Source organism: Sorangium sp. KYC3313 (assembly GCF_052075895.1).
Taxonomy (GTDB): Bacteria; Myxococcota_A; Polyangia; order Polyangiales; family Polyangiaceae; genus Sorangium; species Sorangium cellulosum_B.
In genome coordinates this window covers 10924755-10949558 of sequence record NZ_CP197255.1, presented here as the reverse complement: position 1 = coordinate 10949558, position 24804 = coordinate 10924755, and the positions used below count along the sequence as shown (strand labels likewise).

At 72.0% G+C, this 24804-nt stretch carries 18 protein-coding genes and 1 pseudogene; 16 read left to right on the top strand and 3 right to left on the bottom strand.

The features are described from left to right. Positions 1–71: 71 nt before the first annotated feature. Positions 72–1205: a hypothetical protein gene (locus tag ACSRUE_RS41645; protein ID WP_441288404.1), complete on the bottom strand. Its 1134-nt coding sequence runs from the start codon at positions 1203–1205 to the stop codon at positions 72–74. A gap of 417 nt (positions 1206–1622) precedes the next feature. Further along, positions 1623–1877: pseudogene (locus tag ACSRUE_RS41640) on the bottom strand (hypothetical protein); the annotation flags it as partial. A 302-nt stretch (positions 1878–2179) separates the two neighbouring features. Between ACSRUE_RS41640 and kdpF the strand changes: the two are divergent. The 6 genes from kdpF to ACSRUE_RS41610 are packed head-to-tail and all read left to right on the top strand — an operon-like array spanning position 2180 to position 10258. After that, positions 2180–2272, top strand: coding sequence for a K(+)-transporting ATPase subunit F (gene kdpF, locus ACSRUE_RS41635; RefSeq protein ID WP_437869545.1), 93 nt, complete (start codon positions 2180–2182; stop codon positions 2270–2272). Next, positions 2269–4011, top strand: coding sequence for a potassium-transporting ATPase subunit KdpA (gene kdpA, locus ACSRUE_RS41630; RefSeq protein ID WP_441288403.1), 1743 nt, complete (start codon positions 2269–2271; stop codon positions 4009–4011). The genes kdpF and kdpA overlap by 4 nt, the downstream gene beginning before the upstream one ends. Beyond that, positions 4008–6200, top strand: a complete 2193-nt coding sequence (gene kdpB, locus ACSRUE_RS41625) for a potassium-transporting ATPase subunit KdpB (RefSeq protein WP_441288402.1) — start codon at positions 4008–4010, stop codon at positions 6198–6200. Before kdpA ends, kdpB begins: the two co-directional genes overlap by 4 nt. A gap of 20 nt (positions 6201–6220) precedes the next feature. Continuing rightward, positions 6221–6793 carry a potassium-transporting ATPase subunit KdpC gene (kdpC, locus tag ACSRUE_RS41620; protein WP_441288401.1) on the top strand — a complete coding sequence of 191 codons (573 nt, stop codon included), beginning with the start codon at positions 6221–6223 and terminating at the stop codon, positions 6791–6793. A 12-nt stretch (positions 6794–6805) separates the two neighbouring features. After that, entirely contained in the window at positions 6806–9538 is a 2733-nt protein-coding gene (locus ACSRUE_RS41615) for a DUF4118 domain-containing protein (RefSeq protein WP_441288400.1), read from the top strand. Between the two features lie 15 nt (positions 9539–9553). Next, positions 9554–10258, top strand: a complete 705-nt coding sequence (locus ACSRUE_RS41610) for a response regulator (RefSeq protein WP_441288399.1) — start codon at positions 9554–9556, stop codon at positions 10256–10258. A 152-nt stretch (positions 10259–10410) separates the two neighbouring features. Here ACSRUE_RS41610 and ACSRUE_RS41605 read toward each other — a convergent pair whose 3' ends face one another. Further along, positions 10411–11301 carry a hypothetical protein gene (locus ACSRUE_RS41605; protein ID WP_441288398.1) on the bottom strand — a complete coding sequence of 297 codons (891 nt, stop codon included), beginning with the start codon at positions 11299–11301 and terminating at the stop codon, positions 10411–10413. Positions 11302–12188: 887 nt separating this feature from the next. Here ACSRUE_RS41605 and ACSRUE_RS41600 point away from each other — a divergent pair. From ACSRUE_RS41600 to ACSRUE_RS41555, 10 genes are all read left to right on the top strand, one after another. Next, positions 12189–13367, top strand: a complete 1179-nt coding sequence (locus tag ACSRUE_RS41600; RefSeq protein ID WP_441288397.1) for an RNA polymerase sigma factor — start codon at positions 12189–12191, stop codon at positions 13365–13367. A 104-nt stretch (positions 13368–13471) separates the two neighbouring features. Next, positions 13472–14494 carry a hypothetical protein gene (locus ACSRUE_RS41595; protein WP_441288396.1) on the top strand — a complete coding sequence of 341 codons (1023 nt, stop codon included), beginning with the start codon at positions 13472–13474 and terminating at the stop codon, positions 14492–14494. Positions 14495–14633: 139 nt separating this feature from the next. Continuing rightward, positions 14634–15773, top strand: a complete 1140-nt coding sequence (locus tag ACSRUE_RS41590) for a hypothetical protein (protein ID WP_441288395.1) — start codon at positions 14634–14636, stop codon at positions 15771–15773. Positions 15774–16051: 278 nt separating this feature from the next. Then, positions 16052–17104, top strand: coding sequence for an FG-GAP repeat domain-containing protein (locus tag ACSRUE_RS41585; protein WP_441288394.1), 1053 nt, complete (start codon positions 16052–16054; stop codon positions 17102–17104). An 85-nt stretch (positions 17105–17189) separates the two neighbouring features. After that, positions 17190–18401, top strand: coding sequence for a DNA polymerase IV (locus ACSRUE_RS41580; RefSeq protein WP_441288393.1), 1212 nt, complete (start codon positions 17190–17192; stop codon positions 18399–18401). A gap of 92 nt (positions 18402–18493) precedes the next feature. Then, positions 18494–19684, top strand: a complete 1191-nt coding sequence (locus ACSRUE_RS41575) for an outer membrane protein assembly factor BamB family protein (protein ID WP_441288392.1) — start codon at positions 18494–18496, stop codon at positions 19682–19684. 45 nt (positions 19685–19729) lie between these two features. Beyond that, complete coding sequence (locus tag ACSRUE_RS41570) at positions 19730–20932, top strand: MFS transporter (RefSeq protein ID WP_437769698.1); 1203 nt, start codon at positions 19730–19732, stop codon at positions 20930–20932. Positions 20933–20942: 10 nt separating this feature from the next. Continuing rightward, positions 20943–21413, top strand: coding sequence for a hypothetical protein (locus tag ACSRUE_RS41565; RefSeq protein ID WP_441288391.1), 471 nt, complete (start codon positions 20943–20945; stop codon positions 21411–21413). 371 nt (positions 21414–21784) lie between these two features. Then, positions 21785–22939, top strand: coding sequence for a hypothetical protein (locus ACSRUE_RS41560; protein WP_441288390.1), 1155 nt, complete (start codon positions 21785–21787; stop codon positions 22937–22939). Between the two features lie 554 nt (positions 22940–23493). Next, positions 23494–24690 (top strand): hypothetical protein, encoded by a 1197-nt coding sequence (locus ACSRUE_RS41555; protein ID WP_441288389.1) that lies wholly within the window; start codon positions 23494–23496, stop codon positions 24688–24690. Positions 24691–24804 lie beyond the last annotated feature (114 nt).

The window sequence follows — 24804 nt, the reverse complement described above, 5'->3', positions numbered from 1 at the left end:
GTCTAGATCGGCCGCTTCGCGAGCCCGCCGGTGCCGGCCGCCCTACCCGAAGCGCCGGCGCTGCCAGCGGCCTACGGATCGACGAGCCAAGAACCACCCGCGCCGCCCGCGCCGTCGTCGCCGCCAGCGCCGCCGCCGCAGCCGTCGCCGTCGCCGCCCGCGCCGCCGTCGCCGTCGCCGCCCGCGCCGCCGTCGCCGTCGCCGCCCGCGCCGCCGTCGCCGCCGTCGCCGCCCGCGCCGCCGGCGCCGCCCGCGCCGCCGGGGTCCACGTACGGGCCCGGGTCGATCAGACCGCCGCCGATCGCGGCCAGATCATAGATGAGGTCGGTATCGAAATAGACCCCGATCGGCCTGTAGGCAATGCCAGATCCCACGACGGCGGTCTCTGCTGCATGGGTCTCCCCGTTCCAGCCGACGGTGCTGACGATATCCCAGGTGTATTGCTGGTACACCGGATAGGCCGAGACCCGCGCGAGCGCGGCCGTGGGCACGAACAGGACCGAGGTCGCGTCGAGCGCGACGGTCGCGCTCACGTCGAAGCCGACTGCCCTGGTGATCTGGTCGTCCGACGGCACGCAATCGTCCAGCGGGCCCGGTGTGGGCTGGGCGCTCGACGACGTGTCGCCGCCCGACGTGGCCGAGGAAGGCTGAGGGCCCCAGGTGCCGCCGCCCGGCATGCCCGGCGCGGGCTGATAGCTCCAGCCGCCGCCGCTGCCCGGCATTCCCGTCGATGGCTGAGGGCCCCAGGTGTCGTCGCCGCCCGGCATGCCCGGGATGGGCTGGAAGAACCCGAACGGCGCGTCCTCCGATAGCGCCGGGAAGGGCCAGAGGTCGTTGGGCGCGCGGCTGCCCCGCGCGCGCACCACGGGTCGGGGCGGGGGTACCCTGGGCGCGGTGGTGCTCAGCACGCGCACCGCCGGAGAGACGCTCGCCGACACGGAGACGCTGAGGGTCCGCGGGCCGAACCCCTCCGCCACGCGGAGCAGGTGGGCGGCATCCTCCCAGTGGAACGTCTCCGGTAGAACGAGGACGTTCGTGATCGTCTGACCAAAACACAGGGGCTGCCGGGCCTCGCCGACCCCGGCTCGCACGCCGCTGTCCGCGCGCTCGGGTACCTCGGACACCTCGCGCGGGCTCACGCAAGTCATGGATGGAACGAGCAGCATCGCCGTGCCGAGCACGCGCTTCACGTCAGGAACGAACATGTTCACTCCCCTGGATTGCGATCAGCGCAGCGAAGAGACGGGGCCGTTCAGGCGTGGAGAGCGCCGAGGAGCCGATGCTCTCCCTCGGCCTCCCGAAACCATCGCGCAAACGTGGCGAGCACCCTGGATCCACGGGCGCGACCAGCTCGATGTGCATCGAATGCATCTCCGACGGCCATGGATGCAAGAAGCGAGGATTGGCCGTGTGGGCGTGCAGGTGGAGCTTCGCCCAGGTCCGGCGCAAAGCACGGTGGATGCGTTCACCGCGCGGACTGCCTGATCCCGAGAACCCTACCGGAACATGCTCGGTTGCTTGTGTGACCTCGCACAGCACGTGGCACTACTGCGGGAAGCTGCCCCGGCTCAGCAGAGAAACCGCCATGGCGCCAAGGCCGACAAGAAGCGAGGGGGAGGGCTGTTCCTGTATTCGGCGGCGAGCGGGCTTCGCATGTAGTTGTTCTTGACGTGCGTCTGGGCGGCGTCGACGTGGGCGGCGGCCACACCTCGCTGCTGGATCCAGAGCCGGTAGATGTCGTCCTCGAACCGGAGCCGCGTCGGGAAGAACGGCGGCAGTCCGAAGCTGTTGTCGTAGCCGGCCACCCCGCAGTCGATGCGCCAGTTCTTGTTGGTGACGGCGGGGCGGAAGTTGACGAGGACGTAGACGTCGCTCAGCCAAGAGGCGGTCGGGCACCGTCAAGAGATCGTCAAGCCGCTCGCAGGCGCCAGGGGAAGGCCGAGCGGCCGGATCCCGCCATCTTGATACTTTCTTGACGAGGGGCCCCCTCGGTTTGACGGTCCCTTGACCCGCGCGGGACTACGTTCTGTCCCGCTCGGTCGGCGCGGGCGCCGCGGGGTCTGCGGCGTCCGATGGCCTCCGATGAGGTCGCCATGGACATGGTCTACCTGGGACTGACAGTCACCTGTTTCTTGCTGTTTGCAGGGCTCATCCAGCTCTGTGAAAGGGTCTGAGCGCCATGATCGCGTTCACCTGGATCTCGGGCACACTCGCCCTGGGGCTCCTGTTTTACCTGATCTTCGCCCTCCTCAAGCCGGAGCGCCTGTCATGACCGCCAGCGGCGCGCTTCAACTGGCGCTCTACCTGGCCGTCCTCATCGGCCTCTCCGTCCCGCTCGGCACGTACATGGCGCGGGTCTACCAGGGCGAGCGCGGCCTCATGGTCCGCCTCCTCGGGCCGCTCGAGCGGCTCGTCTACCGCGCCGCGGGCGTGCGTCCCGATCAGGAGATGCGCTGGAAGGACTACGCCTTCGCGGTGCTCGCGTTCAACCTGGCCGGGCTCCTCGTCCTCTATGCCCTCCAGCGGCTCCAGGGCGTCCTGCCGCTGAACCCCGAAGGCATGGCCGCCGTTCCGCCCGATCTCGCGTTCAACACCGCGGCGAGCTTCGCCTCCAACACGAACTGGCAGGCGTACGGCGGCGAGTCGACGCTCAGCCACCTGACGCAGATGGCCGGGCTCACCGTGCAGAACTTCGTCTCCGCCGCGACCGGAATGGCCGTGCTCGTCGCGCTGATCCGCGGGATCACGCGGAAGACGGCGGACACCGTCGGGAGCTTCTGGGTCGATCTCGTCCGGAGCACCCTTTACATCCTCCTGCCGCTCTCGCTCCTGCTCGCTGTCCTCCTCGTGTCCCAGGGGGTCGTGCAGGGCTTCGGCGGGTACCAGAGCGCGTCGCTGCTCCAGGCCGTCAAGGACCAGGGCGGCAGCGCGGTCGTTCATCAGGTGATCCCGATGGGGCCAGCGGCCTCGCAGATCGCGATCAAGCAGCTCGGGACGAACGGCGGCGGGTTCTTCAGCGTGAACTCGGCGCACCCGTTCGAGAACCCCACGGCCCTCTCGAACTTCCTCGAGATGCTCGCGATCCTGCTCATCCCCGCCGCGCTGTGCCACACGTTCGGCCGGATGGTCGGCGACAGGCGCCAGGGCTGGGCCGTCCTCGCCGCGATGACGGCCATCTTCGCTGTCCTCCTCGTCGCGTGCGTCGCCTCGGAGCAGGCGGGCAACCCTGCGCTCTCCGCCCTGGGCGTCGATCAGGCGGCGAGCGCGCTCCAGGCCGGCGGCAACATGGAAGGGAAGGAGGCGCGCTTCGGCATCACAAGCTCCGCCCTCTGGGCGACCGCCACCACGGCGGCCTCGAACGGCTCCGTCAACGCGATGCACGACTCCTTCACGCCCCTCGGCGGGCTCGTGCCCCTCTGGCTCATGCAGCTCGGCGAGGTGGTCTTCGGCGGGGTCGGCTCGGGCCTCTACGGCATGCTGATGTTCGTCGTCATCGCCGTCTTCGTCGCCGGCCTGATGGTCGGCCGCACACCGGAGTACCTGGGCAAGAAGATCGAGGCGTTCGAGATGAAGATGGCGTCCCTCGTCGTGCTCTTTCCGGCGATCACGGTCCTCGTCGGCACCGCGATCGCCGTGATGACCGAGGGAGGGCAGAAGGGCGTCTTCAACCCGGGGCCGCACGGGTTCAGCGAGGTGCTCTATGCGTTCTCGTCCGGCGCGAACAACAACGGCAGCGCCTTCGGCGGCCTCGGCGCGAACAGCCCCTTCTACAACACCGCCATCGGCGTCGCGATGCTCGTCGGCCGCTACGCGGTGATCGTCCCCGTGCTCGCGCTCGCGGGCTCGCTCGCGAGGAAGAAGCTCGTGCCGGCCGGCCCGGGCACGCTGCCCACGCACACGCCGCTGTTCGTCGGGCTCCTGACGGGCACCGTGCTGCTCGTCGGAGCGCTCACGTTCGTCCCGGCGCTCGCGCTGGGGCCGGTCGTCGAGCACCTGGAGATGACGCGATGACCATGAACCTTCACACCTCCGGACAGGCGATCGCCAGGGCCAAGCCCGGCGCCCCCGCGCCCCCGCCCCCCGAGCTGTCGCCGCCGCCGAGGCCGCGCCACCCGTCCCGCGACGTGGAGGGGAAGAAGACCGCGGCGAGGCCGCTCTTCGACCCGGCGATCGTCAAGCCGGCGATCGTCGCGGCGTTCCGCAAGCTCGACCCGCGCCACCAGGTACGCAACCCGGTGATGTTCGTGGTCCTCGCCGGGAGCGCGCTCACCACGGCCCTGTTCGTGCACGCGCTCGTCGGGGAGGGCGAGGAGCCGGCCGGGTTCATCCTCGCCATCTCCCTCTGGCTCTGGTTCACCGTGCTCTTCGCGAACTTCGCGGAGGCCGTCGCCGAGGGCCGCGGCAAGGCGCAGGCGGACACGCTCCGCAAGGCGCGGCGCGACGTGGAGGCCGTGAAGCTCGCCCGCCCGGAGCGCGACGCGGAGCGGGTCGCCGTGCCCGCGTCGAGCCTCCGGAAGGGAGACCTCGTGCTCGTGGAGGCGGGCGCGATCATCCCCGGCGACGGCGATATCGTCGTCGGCGTCGCGTCGGTCGACGAGAGCGCCGTCACCGGCGAGAGCGCCCCGGTGGTGCGGGAGAGCGGCGGCGACCGGAGCGCCGTCACCGGCGGGACGCGCGTCCTGTCCGACTGGCTCATCCTCCGCATCTCCGCGAACCCCGGCGAGGCGTTCCTCGACCGGATGATCTCGATGGTCGAAGGGGCGAAGCGGAGGAAGACGCCGAACGAGATCGCGCTCGACATCCTGCTCGCCGCGCTCACCATCGTCTTTCTCCTCGCGACCGTGACGCTGCTGCCGTACTCGGTCTTCGGCGTCCGGGCGGCAGGGCAGGGGACCCCGATCAGCATCACCGTGCTCACGGCGCTGCTCGTGTGCCTGATCCCGACGACGATCGGCGGGCTGCTCTCGGCGATCGGCATCGCCGGCATGGACCGCATGATCCAGGCGAACGTCATCGCCATGTCGGGCCGCGCGGTCGAGGCCGCGGGCGACGTGGACGTGCTGCTGCTCGACAAGACCGGCACGATCACGCTCGGCAACCGGCAGGCGACGGAGCTCATCCCGACGGACGGGGTCGAGGCCAGGGCGCTCGCCGACGCCGCGCAGCTCGCGTCGCTCGCCGACGAGACCCCCGAAGGGCGCAGCGTCGTCGTGCTCGCCAAGGAGAAGTACGGCCTGCGCGAGCGCGATCTCTCGGCCCTCGGCGCCCGCTTCGTCCCCTTCACCGCACAGACCCGGATGAGCGGCGTCGACAGCGGCGCGCGCGAGATCCGGAAGGGCGCCTTCGACGCGATCGAGGCCTACGTCAAGGAGAAGGGCGGAGCGGTCCCGGCCCCGGTCCGCTCGGTGACGGAGGCCATCGCCAGGAAAGGAGGCACGCCGCTCGTGGTCGCCGAGGGCAGCGCGGTGCTCGGCGTCATCCACCTCAAGGACATCGTGAAGGGCGGCATCCAGGAGCGCTTCGGCGATCTCCGGCGCATGGGGATCAAGACGGTGATGATCACGGGCGACAACCCGCTCACCGCCGCGGCCATCGCCGCCGAGGCCGGCGTCGACGACTTCCTGGCGCAGGCCACGCCCGAGGCGAAGCTGAAGATGATCCGCGAGTACCAGGCGGGCGGCCGGCTCGTCGCCATGACCGGCGACGGGACGAACGACGCCCCGGCGCTGGCGCAGGCGGACGTCGCGGTCGCCATGAACACCGGCACCCAGGCCGCGAAGGAGGCCGGGAACATGGTGGACCTCGACTCGAACCCGACCAAGCTCATCGAGATCGTCGAGATCGGCAAGCAGCTCCTGATGACGCGGGGCGCGCTCACGACCTTCAGCCTGGCGAACGACGTCGCCAAGTACTTCGCCATCATCCCGGCGGCCTTCGTCTCGACGTACCCTGCGCTCGGGCGGCTCAACGTGATGGGGCTCGCCACGCCGCGGAGCGCCGTGCTCTCCGCGGTGATCTTCAACGCGCTCGTCATCGTCGCGCTCATCCCGCTCGCGCTCCGGGGCATCCGCTACCGGTCCGTCGGCGCGGAGCGGATGCTCCGCAGGAACCTGCTCGTCTACGGCCTCGGCGGGCTCGTCGTGCCGTTCGTGGGGATCAAGCTCATCGATCTGCTCCTCTCCGCCCTCGGCCTCGCCTGAGGTCCCAAGGAAAGAACACCATGCTCGCGCACCTGCGACCCGCCCTCGTCCTCCTCCTCGTCTTCACCGGCCTCGCGGGGTTCGCCTACCCGCTGCTCTCGACCGCCATCGCGCAGGCCGCGTTCCCCCATCAGGCGAACGGCAGCCTCGTGCTCAAGGACGGCCGCGTGGTCGGATCGAGCCTGCTCGGCCAGCCGTTCGACCACGTGCGCTACTTCTGGGGCCGCCCCTCGGCGACGAGCCCTGTGCCCTACGCGGGGCAAGCCTCCGCCGGGAGCAACCTCGGGCCCACGAACCCCGCCCTGGCCGAGGCGGTCAAGGCCAGGATCGAGGCGCTCCGCGCCGCGGATCCGGAGGCCACCGCGCCGGTGCCGGTCGATCTGGTGACCGCCTCCGGCAGCGGACTCGATCCGCACATCAGCCCCGCGGCGGCCGAGTACCAGGTGCGGCGCGTGGCGCGCGCGCGGAACCTGGCAGAGGACGACGTGCGCCGCCTCGTCGCGCGGTACACGGAGGGGCGCCTGCTCGGCCTCCTCGGCGAGCCCCACGTGAACGTGCTCCTCCTGAACCTCGCCCTCGACGGCGCCCGCTGAGGAGAGCGCGAGGTGGTGGACGCAAGCGACGACCGGCCGGATCCCGAGGCGCTGCTCGCCGCGGCCCGCGAGGAGGAGGAGCGCGGGAAGAAGGGCAAGCTCAAGCTCTTCTTCGGCGCCGCGCCCGGCGTCGGCAAGACGTACGCGATGCTGGAGGCGGCGCGGTCGCTCCGCGAGGAAGCGGTCGACGTCGTCGTCGGCTGGGTCGAGACGCACGGCCGCGCCGAGACGGAGGCGCTCCTCGACGAGCCCCCGCCGCTGCCGCGCCTGCCGGCGATCGAGGTCGAGCACCGCGGCCGGACGCTGCGCGAGTTCGACCTCGAGGCCGCGCTGAAGCGCCGGCCGAAGCTCCTCGTCGTCGACGAGCTCGCGCACACGAACGCGCCGGGGCTCAGGCACCCGAAGCGCTGGCAGGACGTCATGGATCTCCTCGACGCGGGGATCGACGTCCACACCACCGTCAACGTCCAGCACATCGAGAGCCTGAACGACGTGGTGGCCCAGGTGACCGGCGTCGTGGTCCGGGAGACGGTGCCCGACTCGATGATCGAGCGCGCCGACGAGATCGAGCTCATCGACCTCCCGCCGGACGACCTCCTCGAGCGGCTGCGCGAGGGCAAGGTCTACCTCTCGGAGCAGATCGAGCGCGCGGCGAGCAACTTTTTCCGCAAGGGCAACCTCATCGCCCTGCGCGAGCTCGCCCTGCGGCGCACCGCCGAGCGCGTCGACGACCAGATGCGCGGCTACATGCGCGCCCACGGGATCCAGAAGACGTGGGCCGTCGCCGAGCGGATCGTCGTCTGCGTCGGCCCGAGCCCCATGTCGGCGCGGCTCATCCGGGCGACGCGGCGGATGGCCGGCGGCCTGAAGGCGGAGTGGCACGCGGTCTACGTGCAGACGCCGGCCCAGGCGCGGCTGTCCGAGGCCGATCGCGAGCGGGTCGACCGGAACCTCGCGCTCGCCGAGCGCCTCGGCGCCACCACGGTCCAGCTCCACGGCGCGGAGGTCGCCGGGGAGGTGCTGCGGTACGCCAGGAAGCACAACGTCAGCAAGATCGTCGTCGGCAAGCCGACCCACCCCCGCTGGAAGGATCTCATCTACGGCTCGCTGCTCGACGATCTCGTGCGGCAGAGCGGCGACATCGACGTCCACGTCATCCAGGGGGCGGCGGAGGCGGCGAAGCCGGAGCCCGGGCCGCCGGAGCGGCGCGGGCTCCGGCCGCTGGCCTACGCCTGGGGCGCGTGCGCGGCGGTGATCTGCACGCTGGTCTCGTGGCTCATGCACCCGTTCTCCGACGTGGCGAACCTGATCATGGTGTACCTGCTCGGGGTCGTCTTCGTCGCGAGCCGCTTCGGCGCCGGGCCCTCGGTGCTCGCGTCGGTGCTCGGCGTCGCCGCCTTCGATTTCTTCTTCGTAAGGCCGTACCTGACCTTCGCGGTCGGCGACCTTCGCTATCTCCTCACGTTCGCTATCATGCTGGGCGTGGGCCTCGTCATCGCCAGCCTCACCGCGCGCATCCGCGGCCAGGCCGAGAGCGCCAGCGAGCGCGAGCAGCGCACCGCGGCGCTCTACGCGATGAGCCGGGAGCTGGCCGCTCTGCGCGGGATCGACAAGCTCGGCCTGGCCGCCGCGCGCCATGTGCGCGAGGTCTTCGAGGCCGACGCCGTCGTCCTCCTGCCCGGCCCCGACGGCCGCCTCGCCGTCCGGGCGGGCACGGCCGAGGATCTGGTCGCGGGGGAGCAGGAGCGGGCGGTCGCGGAGTGGGCGTATGCGCGCGGCAAGGCCGCGGGCGCCGGCACCGACACCCTCCCGAGCGCGAGCGCGATGCACCTGCCGCTCCAGGGCTCCTCCGGGCCGATCGGCGTCCTCAGCGTCCGCCCGAGCCGACCGTGGCCGTTCCTCGACCTGAGCCGGCGCGAGCTGCTCGGCGCCTTCGCCACGCAGACGGCGCTGGCGCTGGAGCGCGCCCTGCTCGCGAGGCAGGCCCAGCGCGCCCGGCTGAAGGCGCAGGCGGAGGAGCTCCGCAACGCCCTCCTGAGCTCCGTCTCGCACGATCTGCGCACGCCGCTCGCCACGATCACCGGCGCGGCGGGGGCGCTGCTCGATGACGGCAACGACGGGGCGGCGCTCGACCCGGCCGCTCGCCGCGATCTGACGCAGACGGTGCTGGAGGAGGCGCAGCGGCTGGAGCGCCTCGTGCGCAACCTGCTGGACATGACGCGGCTCGAGTCCGGGGCGCTCGCGGTCAGGAAGGAGTGGCTGCCGCTGGAGGAGGTCGTCGGGGCTGCGCTGAACCGGGTCGAGGAGCACCTTCAAGGCCGGGAGGTCTCGATCGAGCTCGACCGGGCGACGGAGCTCGTCCCGATGGATGGTGTGCTGATCGAGCAGGTGCTCCTCAACCTGCTCGAGAATGCGCTCAAGTACTCGCCCGCCGGCAGCCCGATCGGGATCCGGGGGTTCACCGAGGGGAACGTGGCCACGCTCGAGATCAAGGATCGCGGTCCGGGCATACCGCCCGGCGAGGAGGAGAGCATCTTCGAGAAGTTCCACCGGGGGCGCGGCCACACGCAGCGGGGCATCGGCCTCGGCCTCACGATCTGCCGTGGTATCGTGACCGCCCACGGCGGGCGGATCGCGGCGGAGAACCGGCCTCACGGGGGCGCGACCTTCCGCGTGACGCTGCCCATCGAGGGCTGCCCGCCGAACCTCGCCGCCCCGGAGCTGCCGGCGGTCGCGGGCGCTTGAACTCGTGGGTGGGCGATGGCGGAAGCGTCTCCTCTCGTGCTGCTGATCGAGGACGAGCCGCAGATGCGCCGGTTCCTCCGCGCGATGCTGGCGGCCCGCGGCTACCGGCTCGTGGAGGCGGAGACGGGCGGAGACGGGATCGCCCAGGCGACGACGCGCAATCCGGATCTCGTGCTCCTCGATCTGGGGCTCCCGGACATGGACGGCCAGGAGGTGACCCGGCGGCTCCGGGAGTGGAGCGCCGTCCCCATCATCGTGCTGTCGGCCCGCGGTCAGGAGCAGGACAAGATCGACGCGCTGGACGGCGGCGCCGACGATTACCTGACCAAGCCCTTCAGCGCCGGCGAGCTCCTGGCGCGGCTGCGCGTGGCCTTACGCCACGCCGCCAGCGCGGCGCGCGGGGCGACGGCGGAGGGCCACCGCTTCGCGGTCCAGGACATCGAGGTCGATCTCGCGCGCCGGGTCGTGCTGCGGGCGGGCGAGGAGGTCCACCTGACTCCTATCGAGTACAAGCTGCTCACGACGCTGATCCGGCACGCGGGCAAGGTCCTCACCCATCGCCAGCTCCTCGGCGAGGTGTGGGGGCCTGCCTACGCGGGGCAGGCGCACTACCTGCGCGTCTACATGGCGCAGCTCCGGCACAAGCTGGAGCGCGATCCTGCGCGCCCGTCGGTCCTGATCACGGAGCCAGGCGTGGGCTACCGGCTCAAGAGCCCTTGAGTCGATCCTGGCATGAAGGGGCACAGGCGTAACGTGACCGAACGATCGTGGTTGACGCCTATGCCCCTTCCCCCTCTCCCCCTGGCGTCCTTGGCGTCCTTGGCGTCCTTGGCGGTTTTTCTGCTGATCCGGGGCAACTTCCCGGAGTGAAGCTAGTTGAGCGGCGGTGAGCCGCCCGGCGCTGCGCCGGGCGCCGCCGGCGCCGGCGTGCCCGCCGGTGCAGCGCCGGGCGGCGCGGCGTCCTCCGGCGCAGCAGCGGTGTCGCTCGACGACGCCGCGCGGCCACGGCCCTTGTAGAGCGACGGCGCGATCGTGTCGGCATCCCGCTCGTCCCACCGCAGGTAGGCGACGGCGCGGCGGCTCTGGTCGTAGGCGCGCACGAGCAGCGCGAACGCGCGCGCTCGCCTGTCCGCGGCCTCGGTCGGCCCGGGCCCTGCGCCGTGCTCTCTCACGCCGAGGGAGGCGAGCAGCTGCGGCCCGATCTCCCCGGCTCGCTTCACCTCTTCCTCGGTCGCCGCCGTCCTGCCCGCGATCTCGGCCCAGCTGCCGTTGAAGAGCGCCGAGAGGGCGACGAGGTCGTTGGCTGTGTCGATGTGCCCTTGTCCCGCGCGGATCTCCGCGACCGCCTCCGCGTCGAGCAGGCCGCGGCGGGCGAGCGCCTCCGCGTCGCCCAGCAGGTTCTCGCGGAGCGGGACCGCCTCTGCGAGGAGCGGCTTCACCCCGCTCTCGGGGGCTCTGCTGGACAGCCACATGAGGTGCGCGTGCCACGCGGCGAGCGCGTAGGTCTCGAGCCGATCGAGCAGCGCGAGATCGTGCTTCTGGAGCTGCTCCGCGATGGCGGGGCGCAGCGCGAGGAGGCCAGGCAGCACGCCCAGCACCTGGGAGACAGCGCGGGGGATATCGAGGTTGATGGCGACGAGCCGATCCGGGCTCAGCGCCGCGATCTCGGGGAGAGCCCTGTCGAACGCCGCCGCCGCCTGGGGCGGGGCTGCGGGCTTCCTGGGAGCGGGCTTTTTCTTGATCGGAGTCGAAGGCTTGGTCATGAGGGGAGCACCTCTCGTCGATGTCCTTCGCCGGGCGCCGAGAGAACACGGACTGCCATGCTTCCCGACCCCCGCGCTGGACGTGATGTGAGCGTCCGGCGCGCGCCGGACGTTCCGGCCAGGGGTAATGACGCATCGTGGGGTGTCAACGGTGCCGGCTGAATTCATGAACGAGGTGCCGCCAGAGTCGTAATCTTGCGCCACGGCTTTCGCGCCTGCGTCGGCGTCGACCTGGAGCGAAGGCTGTGCCATCTGCGACGAAGGGCATCGACGGCGACCGCGGCCGGTGCACCGAAGGCAGCGGAGCTAGCCAGGGACGACCGTATCCGGGGGGCCGGAGGCAAGCGTGGCTGCCCCGGGAAGACCGTGTCCGATGCGCGGAGGGCAGCGTGGCTGCCCCGGGAAGACCGTGTCCGGTGTGCGGAGGGCAGCGTGGCTGCCGCGGGAAGACCGTGTCCGGTGTGCGGAGGGCAGCGTGGCTGCCCGGGGAAGACCGTGTCCGGTGTGCGGAGGGCAGCATGGCTGCCCCGGGAAGACCGTGTCCGGTGCGCGGAGGGCAGCGTGGCTGCCCCGGGAAGACCGTGTCCGGTGTGCGGAGGGCAGCGTGGCTGCCCCGGGAAGACCGTGTCCGGTGCGCCGGAGGCAGCCGAGCCAGGCAGGGGCGACCGCGGCCGGTGCGCCGGGGCAGCGGAGCTAGCCTGGGGCGATCGCGGCGGACCGGGGCGCCTCCCACCGCGGGCGGCGTGCCTCCAACCCCGCGCACCGGGAGGCGCGTTTTACAAACAACCCCGGAAAGCTCCGCGCAATTTGAGAATATGAGCGCACTTCTTTTCCCCGCCGAAGGCTCCTCCCGCGACCATACATGGAATTCCGTTCACGCTGCTGCGGTGGAAATTCTCCCCCGCGCGCTTCGGCTCCTGGGGGTCGCCGAGCCCGACATCGACGACGTCTTGCAAGAGGTCCTGCTCGCGGCGTACGAGAGCCTGGATCGGTTCGACCCCGCCTGGTCCCCGCCGGAGCGCGAGGCCGGGGCCGCGGGCGATCCGCTGCGCCGGGAGGGCCGGCGCCAGCACAGCAGCCCCGAGGCCCGCTGGGTGTTCGGGATCGCGTGGCGAAAGGTCAGCCACCACCTGGATCGCGCCTACCGCCGCCGCGAGGTGCCCGACGGCCTGCGTCCGGCGTCGCGCTACCAGGCCATCGATCCCGCGCCGCTCAGCGAGGAGCGCATCGCGGAGCAAGAGCGGCTGGAGGTCGCGAGGGACGTGCTCTTGACGATCGCGCCCGAGCGGCGGGTCCTCCTGGTCCTCCACGAGGCCTACGAGGTGCCGCTCGTCGACATCGCGCGCGAGCTCGGCCTCAACTACAACACCGCCAGCAACCGGCTGCGCCTTGCCCGCGAGGACTACCGTGCCGCCGTCAAGCGGCTGCGCCCGGAGCGGCGACAGGCGCTGCGCGCCTGCTGGCTCGTGCTTCCCCTGGCGTCCGACTTCCTCGTGCGCGACGGCGGCGCGAGCGCCGCCGCACCGCTGGCCGGCGTGCCGGGCGCGCCTGCCGGCTCGAGTCAGCGAGCGCGGCTCGCCCGCCTCGGCCGCGCCGTCGGCTCCGCCGCGGCGGGCGGCGCCGCGACCGCCGCCGTGCTGCTTGCCCTCGCCCCGTCGCGGCCCGCCTGGGCGCGCCGCTTCGAGGCGGCGCTGGTCTACGAGCTCCCCGCGGCCAGCGCCGGCCGTGCAGCTCCCCCGTCGCCGCCGTCGCAGCAAACCCCGGAATCGCGGCCGGTGGCGGCGGCGGTCGACGCACCCGCGCGCCCGTGCCCGGCCGCGCCGCGGGCGGCGCCGCCGGCCGGCGCGCGGGAGGACGCCTTCGCGGAGGAGCGCCGGCTGCTCGCGGCGGCGCAAGAGCGCCTCTCCACGGGCGATCCCGCCGGGGCGCTCCGGCAGCTCGCCGCGCACGAGGCGCGGTTCCCCGCAGGGCGGCTGAAGTCCGTGCGAGAGCAGCTTCGCACGGCAGCCCGGGCGCGCCTCACCCATCAGGAGCCGGGCGCGTCAGGGAGAGGGCCGGCGCGATGAGCCGGTCCAGGGCGAGACCGAGACCGGGGCTCGGCGCGCCACCGGCCCGCGGCCTCTGCGCCACCGGACCGCTCCGGGGCGCGGGGCGCTCGGCGCGCTCCGCCGTGGCGGCGGCCACTGTCCTTCTTGGCGCCGGGGACGCCCGCGCCGCGCCGGACGCGCCGCGCGCGGCGATGCGGATCGAGGTCGTGCGGGGCCCGGGCGCCGAAAGCTGCCCAGGCGACGCGTTCTTGCGCGCGGAGGTGGCGCGCCGGCTCGGCGCCGACCCGTTCCAGGACGACGCGCCGCGGGTGCTCACGGTCCGCATCGCGCAGGAGGGGCCGGAGCTCACCGCCTTGCTGGCGCTGCGCGACCGCGAGGGCGATACCCGGTGGGCTGACGGGTTCGGCACCCGGAGCGGCTGCGAGGAGCTGCTCTCCGGCGTGGCCCTGGCGATCGTGGCGCGCGTCCTGAGCGCGCGGGAGCCGGCATCGCCGCCGGCCGAGCCCTCGCCGCTGGCCGAGCCCTCGCCGCCCGCGGCGCCGCCCCCGCAAGCGCACCGTGCCGCGCCGGAGCCACCTCGGCCGGCCGAGCCGTCGCAGGCGTCCTTCCGGCCGGAGGCGGCGCTGGCTCCGCCGGAGCGGCTGCGGCTCGAAGCGGGGCTCGGGGCGACCCTGGGCCTGGGGATCACGCCGGGGATGGCGGCCGGGATGACGCTGTCCGCGGGCGCTCGCTGGTCCGAGTGGTCGGTCGCAGTGGAGGGGAGGGGGTTCGTAGCCCTGGCGCAGGAGGTGGAAGCGGTGCCCGTCGGCACCAGGGCGTTCACAGCCGCTACTGTGGCCTGCTATCGCGGCCGCCTGCTGTTCGGATGCGGGCTCGCCACCCTCGGTGCAGTTCGCTTTACCCCTCGGGACCCGTGGACCATGCGCTCGCGTAGCGATGTCCTCTTCGGCTTCGGGGCGCGGCTCGGCGCCGAGTGGCCCCTCTCCGGCAGGTGGTCCGTGCTCGGGTATGCCGAGGCGACCTGGATTGTGGACGATGCGGGGCTCAGGCGTAGACCGTACGACAGAGCTACGCCAGGCGCCGTCTTTTGGACGTCACCGCCGCTCGGCGGCGTCTTCGGGCTAGGCATTACGGCCACGAACTGACTGGCGCTCGGAAAAAGAACATCCGGCCGAGAACATCGGGTGAGAATCTCGAAAAGGACATCGGAATGACGAGCGCGGTGGAAGCACGAAGAAAGAGGCCAATTGCGCGCTTGCATTGGCTTCGGGTAGTCTGCGCGGCATGCGCATCTGCTCCTCTTCGATCGTCGGTCTTCTGTTGCTATCGGGCTGCGGCGAAACTCCGACCATCGAAGGCCCGTGTCAGCCAAGGGAATGGGGCCAGCATTCGGCGTGCCCCTATCCCGAGGCAGGCACGGGGGATGCGGGCGATGGCGGGGATGGGGGCGGAGGCGGGGGTGGCGGTGCAGGTGGCGGCGACGAGACCGCCTGCGCCGGCGATTGCGTCCCACCGGCGCCGCTCGGCTGGTTCGGCCCGGCGCTCCTCTGGTTCGGCCCGCGGGACCAGGTGCCGGACTGCCCCGCCGCCGCGCCGAACGTCGGCTACGAGGGGTTCGCCGACCTGGCGCCCGCGCCGCTCGCCTGCGCGGCCTGCCTGTGCGATCCGCCTGACGCGGCCACCGCCTCGTGCCAGCTCCCGCTGGGCTGGTCGGCGCACTCTTCGATGACTTGCGCCGGCGACCCCGGCAGCGTCGCGACCCCCTTCGCTGCGCCCGACGGCTGGGACGGCGCCTGCACCGCCGAGAACGCCATCTCCGCTGGCCAGGACTGCGGCGGGCAGCCGTGTGTGAAGTCGATCTCGATCGACGCGCCCACCGTGCTGGTCACCGCCGCCGCCTGCACGCCGAGGGTCGACGAGCCCCCGCCGCCGGCGCTCCTCGATCCGTGGCAGACCCGGGCGCTCGCCTGCCTGCCCGGCGCCTACACCGAGTGCCCAGGCGACCGGAGCACCTGCATGCCCTCGCCGGACCAGCCCGGGGTCCCGCCGCCCGGCGGCTTCCTGACGTGCATCTTCCACGAGGGCGACGTGACGTGCGAAGAGCCCTACCTGGACAGGCACGTCTTCTACGGCGGTGCCGACGACACGCGCGGCTGCTCCGAGTGCGGCTGCGGGGAGCCGGAGGGCGCGTCGTGCATCGTCATGGCCTCGGTCTACAGCGACGGCGCGTGCGCCGAGCAGGTCGCATCGAACCTCGTCAGCTCCATGGCGCCGTTCTGCGGGGTCACCCCGCCCGGCGTCGCCCTCGGCAGCAAGTCGGCGGAGGTCGTGGCCGTGGATCCCGGCGGCTGCGCCCCGAGCGGCGGTGAGCCCACCGGCGAGCTGCTGCCGGCCGAGCCGTCGACGTTCTGCTGCCAGGCATAGCGCTCGCACCGGCATCACCGCTCCGGGCGAGGATGTCAGTACCGTCCTTCCCACTTCTTCGAGAACCCGAAGAAGCCTGCGATACGGAGCCCAACGAGGGCCGCGACCGCTGCGCTCGCCTTGGTGTCCGAGGGCCGATCCCGGATGGACTGCCGCTTGCCGTCCCACGAGGCGCGTGAGCGGCGTGCCCACGGGCGAGGTCGCGCATTCCCCCCCAGGATCGGCGGCCTTGCCGCGCACCCGGCGCAAGAGAGGCGAGCGTGACGAGTCCTGTGGTCGTGACCAAGTATCTGTGTGCCGCCGCCGCGATTCACGCCGTGCTCGGCTGCGCGGCCGGCGTCGACCTGCTCGACGAGGGCGGATCCGCGGCGGCTGCGGCTCCCACCCTCGGGGTCGCAGAGCAGCGGGCCAGCACCTACGGGTGGCGGGTCATCCAGGCGATCGACTACAATTTCGACGGAAAGCAGGATGTGCTCTGGATCGACCCCGAGCGCAGCCTCATGGCCATCTGGTTCATGGACGGAGTCCAGCTGCTCGCGCCGGGCCCGATCGTCCGTGGGCCGGCCGGTAGAGGCTGGATCGCCATAGGGAACGACTTCAACCTCGACGGCATGGCGGACGTGATCTGGCGTCACGATGAGCGGAATCTGATAACCATCTGGCTGACGGACGGAGGCCGGCCGTTCGCGCAGGGCCCGATGCTCCCCGGGCCGCGAGGCGGAGGCTGGGTGATCCGGCCGAACGACTTCAACCGCAACGCCGCCTCGGATGTGCTCTTTTACAGCGACGAGCAGAACCTGATGACGGTGTGGCTGATGGATGGCCTCCAGCTGCTCGCGCCGGGCCCGTTCATCCCGGGGCCGGGCGGCGACTGGGAGATCGGCTCCGTGCCCGACGTCAACTTCGATCGCATCGCGGATGTGATCTGGAACGACGAGGTGCACAACCTGATGACGGTATGGCTGATGAGCAACACGGAGGTCATCGGGCGGGGGCCGGTGATCCCCGGGCCGATCGGCGAGGGATGGGACGTCCTCTGGGCGGCCGACTTCAACGCTGACGGCATGGCGGACGTGCTCTGGACCAACGAGGAGAGGGGCCTCGTCGCCGTGTGGCTGATGAATGGCGTCGAGCTCCTCGCCGCGGGGCCGGTGATCCCCGGGCCGATCGGCGACGGCTGGAGAGCGATCACCGCCGGCGACGTCAACGCCGATCTGATGGCGGATGTCGTGTGGCAACGCCTGGGGACGAGCCAGATTGCGGTGTGGTTGATGAACGGCACCCACGTCCTCTCGCCAGGGCCGGTGATCCTGGGCCCGCCCGGCGGCTGACCCGACCCGGGCGGCTCGCGGCGCGCGCTGGCGCGCTCCGGCGGTTGATCCCGGCGCGCTTCTCGGGTGCGATCGGCGCCCCGCGATGCGACAGATCCTCCACATCGACATGGACGCGTTCTTCGCGTCGGTCGAGCAGCTCGACGACCCGTCGCTGCGAGGCCGCCCCGTCCTGGTGGGCGGCGCCTCCCGGCGGGGCGTCGTCGCGGCCGCCTCGTACGAGGCGCGCGCCTCGGGCGCCCGCTCGGCGATGCCGATGGTGGAGGCGCTCCGCCGCTGTCCGCAGGCGATCGTCGTGCCGGTGCGGCACGCCCGCTACGCCGAGGTGAGCGCGCAGGTCTTCGCGATCTTCCGCCGCTTCACGCCGCTCGTGGAGGGGCTGTCGCTCGACGAGGCGTTCCTCGACGTGACCGCGAGCCGCGCTCTCTTCGGCGACGGCGAGGCGATCGCGGCGCAGATCAAGCGCGCGATCCGCGACGAGACCGGGCTCACGGCCTCCGCGGGCGTCGCGCCCTGCAAGTTCGCCGCGAAGATCGCGAGCGATCTGCGAAAGCCCGACGGCCTCGTCGTGGTCCCCGGCGACGTCGCCGCCTTCCTCGCGCCGCTGCCGCTCGAGCGCATGTGGGGCGTGGGCCCGCGCGCGGCCGAGCGGCTGCGCGCGGCGGGGCTCGCGACCATCGGCGATCTCGCGCGCTGCCCCGCGCCGCGCCTCCACGAGCTGCTCGGCCCCGCGTGGGGCGAGCACGTGCGGCTGCTCGCCGCGGGCGCCGACGAGCGCGCGGTCGTCCCGGGCCGCGCGGCGGAGTCGATCGGCGCGGAGGAGACCGTGGAGGAGGACCTCCGGGGCAGGGAGCCGATCGAGCATTGGCTGCTCGATCTGTCGGGCCGCGTGGCGCGGCGCCTGCTCAAGGCGGGCCTGTCCTGCCGCGCGGTGGTGGTGAAGCTCAAGTACGCGGACTTCACGCTGCGGACGCGCCAGACGACGCTGTCCGAGCCGGTCAGCGACACGGACTCGATCTACACCTGCGCGAAGGGGCTGCTCTCGCGCTTCGATCTCTCGCGGCCGGTGCGGCTCGTCGGCGTCGCCGCGAGCGACCTGACGAGCGAGACCGGCGGCCCGACGCTGAGCCTGTTCCCTGTCGCCTCCGAGCGCCGCCGGCGCCTCGAGGGCGTCGTGGCGGAGGTGGCCGAGCGCTTCGGCGGGAAGGGGCTCACCCGCGCGGCGCTGCTGGAACCCCCGCCCTCGGGCCGCGCGGCGTCGCGCGCGGCCCCGGGCGAGCGCGAGAAGAAGAAATAGTCGGTCTCGAGCTCGTGTAGAGTGGGACGATGGCACGGATCGTCGATTCCAGGTGTCCGCGCTGCGGCGCCCCGCTGCCGATTCAGCCGGCGATGGACGCAGTCACCTGCCAGTACTGCGGCGCGCGGTCGCTCATCGATCGCGGCAGGAAGCCCACCACCGCGCCGATCCCGCAGGGCATGCACGTCGTCCGGGTCGCCCCGCCGTCCAGCAACGCGGCGGGGGTCATCGTGATGTCGGTCGTCATGGGCATGGTCGTGGCCGGCGCGGTCGCCGGCGCCGTCATGTTCAGCGCGTCGGGGCCGTCCAAGGGCCGGTCGGCGCCGCTCGTCGGCCTGGGACCGAAGGCGTACTTCAGCGATCGGCCGATGCTCGCCGACGTGAACGGCGACGGCGCGCCGGACGTGATCGGCAAGAGCAACGTCCCCGGCGGCGAGGAGTGGATCGCGGCCTACGACGGGCGCGACGGCAAGCCGATCTGGAAGACGGCGGCGCTCACCAAGGACGCGGCCAACCACGAGGCGCGGCGCGCGATCGCCTCCGGCCGTCTCATCTCGATCGACGCGCTCGGCAAGGTGCAGGCCTATGACCTGCGCACCGGGGCGCCGTCGTGGTCGGCGTTGCTCGGCGAGAAGGCGAGGCGGCTGTGCGAGGGCGACGGTGTGATCGTCGTCGAGACGGTCGACGACGCGAAGCACGGGCTCGAGCCGGCGACAGGGAAGCGGCGCGAGCTCGCGAAGGACGCGGCCTGCAAGGCGGTCCCGAGCTCGATCCAGGAAGAGGCGCCCGGGTATCGGTTCGCCCGCTGGCACGAGTTCGACGAGCTCGGGCTGCCCGGCTCGCATGAAGTCGAGGGCATGTCGGTGCGCGGCGCGATCATCCCGAGCGGGCCCGGGCCGCGGTTCTTGCTCGGTGGCCGGAGCAAGGGCAGCCAGGTCGGCATGGTGGCCGCGGTGGACAAGAAGAAGGTCCTCTGGACGACGGTGGTGCCCGGCGTCGACCCGCTGACCACGAAGGCCACGGGGGTGGACGTGGGGGCCTATGAAGGCGGGTTCCTGGTCATCCCCTATGACATGAAGGATCACAAGGACGGCACGCGCCTCGCCTGCTTCGAGGCCGGCACCGGCAAGCGGCTGTGGGACGTGCAGGTCCACAAGAAGTCGCAGGTCTCGTCCGGGATCGCGATCTCGGCGAACGACGTCTTCTTCGCCAGCTGGACGGCGCTTTACGTGTTCTCGCTGAAGACGGGGCAACTCAGGTACAGGATCGGGACCGAGTTCTAGGCGTCCGGCGCGCCCGCAGCAGCGCGGGCCCCAGGGCTCCCCGCCATGTCGTCCGTCCAGCAGAACCCCTGGCGCATCTGCGTCTACCACGGCGTTCAGTCGCTGATGTTCCCGGCGGCCATCTTCCCGCTGTTCTGGACGCAGGACATCGGCATGAGCGTGGCCACCATGATGACGGTGCAGGGCGCGTTCAGCCTGAGCATCGTGCTCTTCGAGTTCCCGTCGGGCTACATCGCCGATCGCCTGGGCCACCGCCGCGCGCTCGTGATCGCCGCCTTTTGCATCCTGATCGGCTGGGTCCTCTACGCGCTCGCGCGCGGGCTCTGGTCGGTGCTGCTCGCCGAGCTCGTGCTCGGCGTCGGGTTCTCCCTTGTCTCGGGGGCGGACTCCGCGCTCCTCTTCGACTCGCTGCGAGAGCAGGGCAAGGAGCACGAGTTCGCCCGCTGGTACGGCCGCATGCGCTCGATCGCGCAGATCGCCTCGGGGAGCGCGGCGCTCGCCGCGGGCTTCCTTTACGCGCGCTGGTCCCGCCTGCCGTTCGCGATGGAGGCCGCGGCCTGGGCGCTCGGGGCGGGGATCGCCCTCCGGTTCGGCGAGACCCGGCGCGCCGAGCCGAAGGTCGAGGACCACCTGGGCCGGATGCGCGCGATCGTGCGCGACGCGCTGCTCGAGCGCGCCGACTTCCGCGCGGTGCTGCTGCTCGGCGTCGCGCTCGCGCTGGCGTCGTACCTGCCGACGTGGCTCATGGCGCTGTACGCGACCGAGGCCGGCGCCCCGGTCGCGTGGATAGGCCCCATGTGGGCCGTCGCGAGCTTCACCACCGCGCTCGGCTCGATGCTGAGCGAGCGCGCCGGCCGCCGCCTCGGCATGACGGGGACGCTGCTCGCGTGCGTCGTCCTGGTGGCGGTCGGGTACCTCGGCCTTGCGCTCTCGCGCCACGTGCTCGGGGTCGCGTTCTATTTCCTGCTCACGCTCGTGCGCGGGCTGCACATGCCGCTGCTCCACCACGAGGAGCAGCGCCTCGCGCCCGACGGCGATCGCGCGAGCTGCGTCTCGCTCCGCAGCTTCCTCTTCCGCCTCGCCTTCGTGCTGCTCGGGCCCGTCGTGGGGATGGGCGTCGATCGCTATGGGCACCGCCCCGTGCTGTGGGCCTCGGGCGCGCTCCTCGTCGCGCTGACGAGCGCGGCGTTCGCCCTGTTCGTCGCGCGCGCGGCGCGGCGTGATGAGGCGCGGGCGCCGCGGTGCTAGGGCGCCTGTCATGAAGAAGATCGAGAGAGAGGAAGAGGTGGACCGGCTCGTCGAGCTCGTCGGCGCCGGGACATGGGACGTCATCCACGGGATCCTGGAGCGTCAGTTCGCCGTCCTCCACAACCGCGCCCAGGTGCTCATCGGTCTGTGCGGCATCGTCATCACCACGACCGGCTTCTCGGGCCGCCTCATCGCCGGCACCAGCCCCCACGCGCAGGGGCTGATCATCGCCGGCGTGGCGATCGTCCTGCTCTCCGCGACCCTGATCGTCTGGGGTGTGCAGCACATCCGCTGGCTCACGCAGCAACCGGGCGACGACCTGCGCGGCTGGCTCTTCGCCTCGCTCGCCTACCGCGATCGCAAGACCTCGATCTACCGTGTCGCCATCGCGTTCCTGCTGGTCGGCCTCTCGTTTTATGTGATCGCCATTGCCATGATGCTACTCCACCCCACCGCGGCGCCGTCGTCGGGCGGGCGCTGAGCCCTGCGCCCCGATGACCGATGGGCCGCGCCGCGGGCGCCGCGCGGCGCGCGCCCCCGTGGCCTCGACATGGCACCACGGCCGAGCAGCCAGGGACACTCAGCCGCTGGCGCCGGCGGGCGCCCGCGCTCCGGACGCGACTTCGCAGGTGGCATGATGTGGCCTCTTCACGCGCATTGGCGCCGCCGTCGGTGATCGCGAAATGCGCTGAACTGTAACGACGGATCTACACGTCCGTGTTGTTGAGAAGTTGCTCTGTCCAGGATAGTCTCGTCCCGTGCTGTTTGGCTCTCGGGCGCGATCGGAGCCGCTGGAGGCGAACGGCGGCATGGGCCGCGGGGCCTCGCGGGATGGATCTAGGAGGGGCTAGGATGAGAACAGTTCGTTCTACAGCGGGGTGTGGGCTGCTGGTTTTCGCGTTCGCCGTGATGGGTTGCACGGACAACCCCGCGTACCAGGACGGTACGGGCGGGGGCTTCCCCTTCCCCCCGAGCACATCGTCGGGCCTCTCGGGCGCGACCAGCAGCTCGAGCGGCGCAGCGACCACCGGTAATGGCGGCGCAGGTGGCGGTGCCGGCGGCGGTGTGGGTGGAGGCATCGTTGATCCGGGCGATGGCTGCCCTGGCTGCGCGCGGCTCTCCGTGCCGCTCACGAGGGCGATGCAGGCCACGCAGTTCATGATCTTCTTCAACGAGAAGGTCGACCTGACCGGCGCGACCGTCACGTTCCGCGTGAGGACCCGTGCCGGCACGAGCGGCGGTCTGCAGCCGTTCGTGCAGAACGGGGGCGATCTCCGCTATGCGAACATCGGCTACTCGTGGAACGCGCTTGTCGACCTGGGACAGTGGACGGAGATCAAGGTCGATGTCGATGCGCTGGCTCCGACAAATACATCCTTCAACCGCACCGAGGTGGAGATGATCGGGGTTCAGGTCACGGCGGGCAACACGGGGCCCTGGGCCAATCCGACCGTCGTCGATGTCGACTACGTCACGGTCACGAGACCCGGCACGGGCGAAGGGGCTCCGAGCAGCCAGCGCTTCTTCTTTGGCGCTAGCGGGGAGCGCGGCGAAGGCGGCGCCGGAGGTGCGGGCGGCGCCGGAGGCGCGGGCGGCGCCGGGGGGATGAGCGGCGCCGGAGGCGCGGGCGGCACCAGCGGCGATGGCGGCGCGGGGGGTATGAGCGGCGCAGGAGGCGCGGGTGGGGTGGCCGGGGCCGGAGGCGCGGGCGGCGAAGGCGGCGGCAGCGCGAGCAGCAGCAGCGCGAGCAGCAGCAGCAGCGCGAGCAGCAGCAGCGCGAGCAGCAGCAGTTCGAGCAGCAGCAGCAGCAGCGCGAGCGGCGGAGGCGGCGAAGGCGGCGAAGGCGGCGGAGGCGGCGAAGGCGGCGGAGGCGGCGAAGGCGGCGGCTCCAGCGTCGATGTGATTCATGTGATGGGTCCGTACGAGTTCACGACGAGCGAGGAGCCGATGGAGATCAACAATTACCAGCCCGTGGAAGGCTCGACGGTGACCCACGTCGCCCCGTGACCCCTGGCTATCCCGTGGCGCCCGCTGTACCCCGTCAGCGAGGTTCACGAGGCGTGTTGAAGCAATCCATCTGAACCGATCTGACGACGATTCCGGGCGCGACGGCGAGGGGCTCGACGAGCAGAGCGCTGCCGCGTCCGGAGGTGCCTTGAATGATCGAGGTGCGCCGTCGGTGGCGTCGTCGCGGCGACGACGGTCGCTGATGAAGCGATTGGCATGAGAGCGCGCTGATCCGCGCTCTCGGGATGCCGCGCTGTGCTCGGGCTCGACTCCGCCGGTGGTCTCATGTGGCTGCCGCGCCCCGCTTTGCTCGGCTCCGCAGGTGGTCTCATGTGGCTGCCGCGCTCGCAGCGGCGCCAGCGCCGAGCGATGCCGAGCGTGTTGGGTTTTGGCGACGGATTCGCACGTCCGGACTGTTGAGAAAGTCGTCTGTCCGGGATAATGTCGCTGCTTGCGGGGCTGGCTCGGTAGAGATCGAGTGCGGTGAGAGCCGCTCCGGCGAACGGCGGCTTAGGTCGCGCAGCCTCGCGGGGGCCTATCCAGGAGGGGTCACGATGAGATCAGTACTTTCTTTTGCGGCGTACGGGGTGCTGGTTGGCGCGTTCGCCATGACGGGCTGCGGTGACGACGAGTCGACCGGCAGCGGCGGTGCGGGCGGGACGGGCGGCGGGAGCTCGTCCACCTCCAGCACGTCGTCGAGCTCGACCAGCTCGGGCTCTGACGGCGGCGGCGGCGCGGGTGATGGCGGTTCAAACGCGGATGGCGGCGGGGGTGCGGGCGACGGCGGCGGTGGTTCGAGCGACGGCGGCGGTGGTTCGGGCGACGGCGGCAGCAGCCCGGGTGTTGGCGGCGGCGGCAGCTCGGGCGAAGGCGGCGGCAGCTCGGGTGAAGGCGGCGGCGGCTCGGTCCCGGAGGAGCATTGCTCCGGCTGCGCGCGGCTGTCCGTGCCGTTCACGACCGCGAATACCGCGACGCAGTTCTTCATCGAGTTCGCCGCGCCGGTCGACCTGACGGGGAGCACGGTCACGTACCGCGTGAGGACCCACGCCGGCACCAGCGGCGGCGTGCAGCCGTTCGTGCAAAACGGGGTGGAGCTGGGCTATCAGAACATCGGTTATTCGTGGAATTCGATCTCCGGCCTGGCAGACTGGCAAGAGATCACGATCGATGTCGACGCCTTGGCCGGGTCGAAGCCCTCCTTCCAACGCACGCAGGTGAAGTTGATTGGACTTCAGCTCACGGCGGGCGGCACCGGGCCCTGGACCAACCCGACCGTCGTCTACGTCGACTCCATCACCGTCACGAAACCCGGCGCTCCGAGCGCCGCGCGAGGCGCCGCACCGAGCGGCGAGCGCGGCGAGGGTGGCGCCGGCGGTGAGGGCGGCGCCGGCGGGTGGAGCGGCGACGGTGGCGCCGGCGGCGAGAGCGGCGTGGGCGGCGCCGGCGGCGAGAGCGGCGTGGGCGGCGCGGGCGGCGAAGGCGGCACGGCCGGTGTCGGCGGCGCGGGCGGCGAAGGCGGTTCGGCCGGTGTCGGCGGCGCAGGCGGCGAAGGCGGCACGGCCGGTGTCGGCGGCGCGGGCGGCGAAGGCGGTTCGGCCGGTGTCGGCGGCGCGGGCGGTGAAGGCGGCGGCTCCAGTGGAGAGGTGATCCACGTGGTGGGTCCGTTCGAGTTCACGGCCGGCGCGGAGCCGATGGTGATCGGCAACTACATGCCGGTGGCCGGCTCGTTGCTGACCCACATCGCCGAGTGATCCCGGCGCAGCCGGGGAGCGCGCTGCACCGGACGCAGCGAAGCGCGCAAGGCGCGCCAGAGCATCCAACAGCCTGAACCCTGACAAAGCCAGCCGGAGGGGCTCGACAGCCCC

Bases quoted from the DNA above. Each gene is read 5' to 3' on its own strand.
- ACSRUE_RS41555 (WP_441288389.1), top strand. From the start codon at position 23,494: ATGAGATCAGTACTTTCTTTTGCGGCGTACGGGGTGCTGGTTGGCGCG.
- ACSRUE_RS41570 (WP_437769698.1), top strand. From the start codon at position 19,730: ATGTCGTCCGTCCAGCAGAACCCCTGGCGCATCTGCGTCTACCACGGC.
- ACSRUE_RS41605 (WP_441288398.1), bottom strand. From the start codon at position 11,301: ATGACCAAGCCTTCGACTCCGATCAAGAAAAAGCCCGCTCCCAGGAAG.
- ACSRUE_RS41645 (WP_441288404.1), bottom strand. From the start codon at position 1,205: ATGTTCGTTCCTGACGTGAAGCGCGTGCTCGGCACGGCGATGCTGCTC.
- ACSRUE_RS41610 (WP_441288399.1), top strand. From the start codon at position 9,554: ATGGCGGAAGCGTCTCCTCTCGTGCTGCTGATCGAGGACGAGCCGCAG.
- ACSRUE_RS41580 (WP_441288393.1), top strand. From the start codon at position 17,190: ATGCGACAGATCCTCCACATCGACATGGACGCGTTCTTCGCGTCGGTC.
- ACSRUE_RS41590 (WP_441288395.1), top strand. From the start codon at position 14,634: ATGCGCATCTGCTCCTCTTCGATCGTCGGTCTTCTGTTGCTATCGGGC.
- kdpC (WP_441288401.1), top strand. From the start codon at position 6,221: ATGCTCGCGCACCTGCGACCCGCCCTCGTCCTCCTCCTCGTCTTCACC.
- kdpB (WP_441288402.1), top strand. From the start codon at position 4,008: ATGACCATGAACCTTCACACCTCCGGACAGGCGATCGCCAGGGCCAAG.
- kdpA (WP_441288403.1), top strand. From the start codon at position 2,269: ATGACCGCCAGCGGCGCGCTTCAACTGGCGCTCTACCTGGCCGTCCTC.
- ACSRUE_RS41575 (WP_441288392.1), top strand. From the start codon at position 18,494: ATGGACGCAGTCACCTGCCAGTACTGCGGCGCGCGGTCGCTCATCGAT.
- ACSRUE_RS41560 (WP_441288390.1), top strand. From the start codon at position 21,785: ATGAGAACAGTTCGTTCTACAGCGGGGTGTGGGCTGCTGGTTTTCGCG.
- ACSRUE_RS41565 (WP_441288391.1), top strand. From the start codon at position 20,943: ATGAAGAAGATCGAGAGAGAGGAAGAGGTGGACCGGCTCGTCGAGCTC.
- kdpF (WP_437869545.1), top strand. From the start codon at position 2,180: ATGATCGCGTTCACCTGGATCTCGGGCACACTCGCCCTGGGGCTCCTG.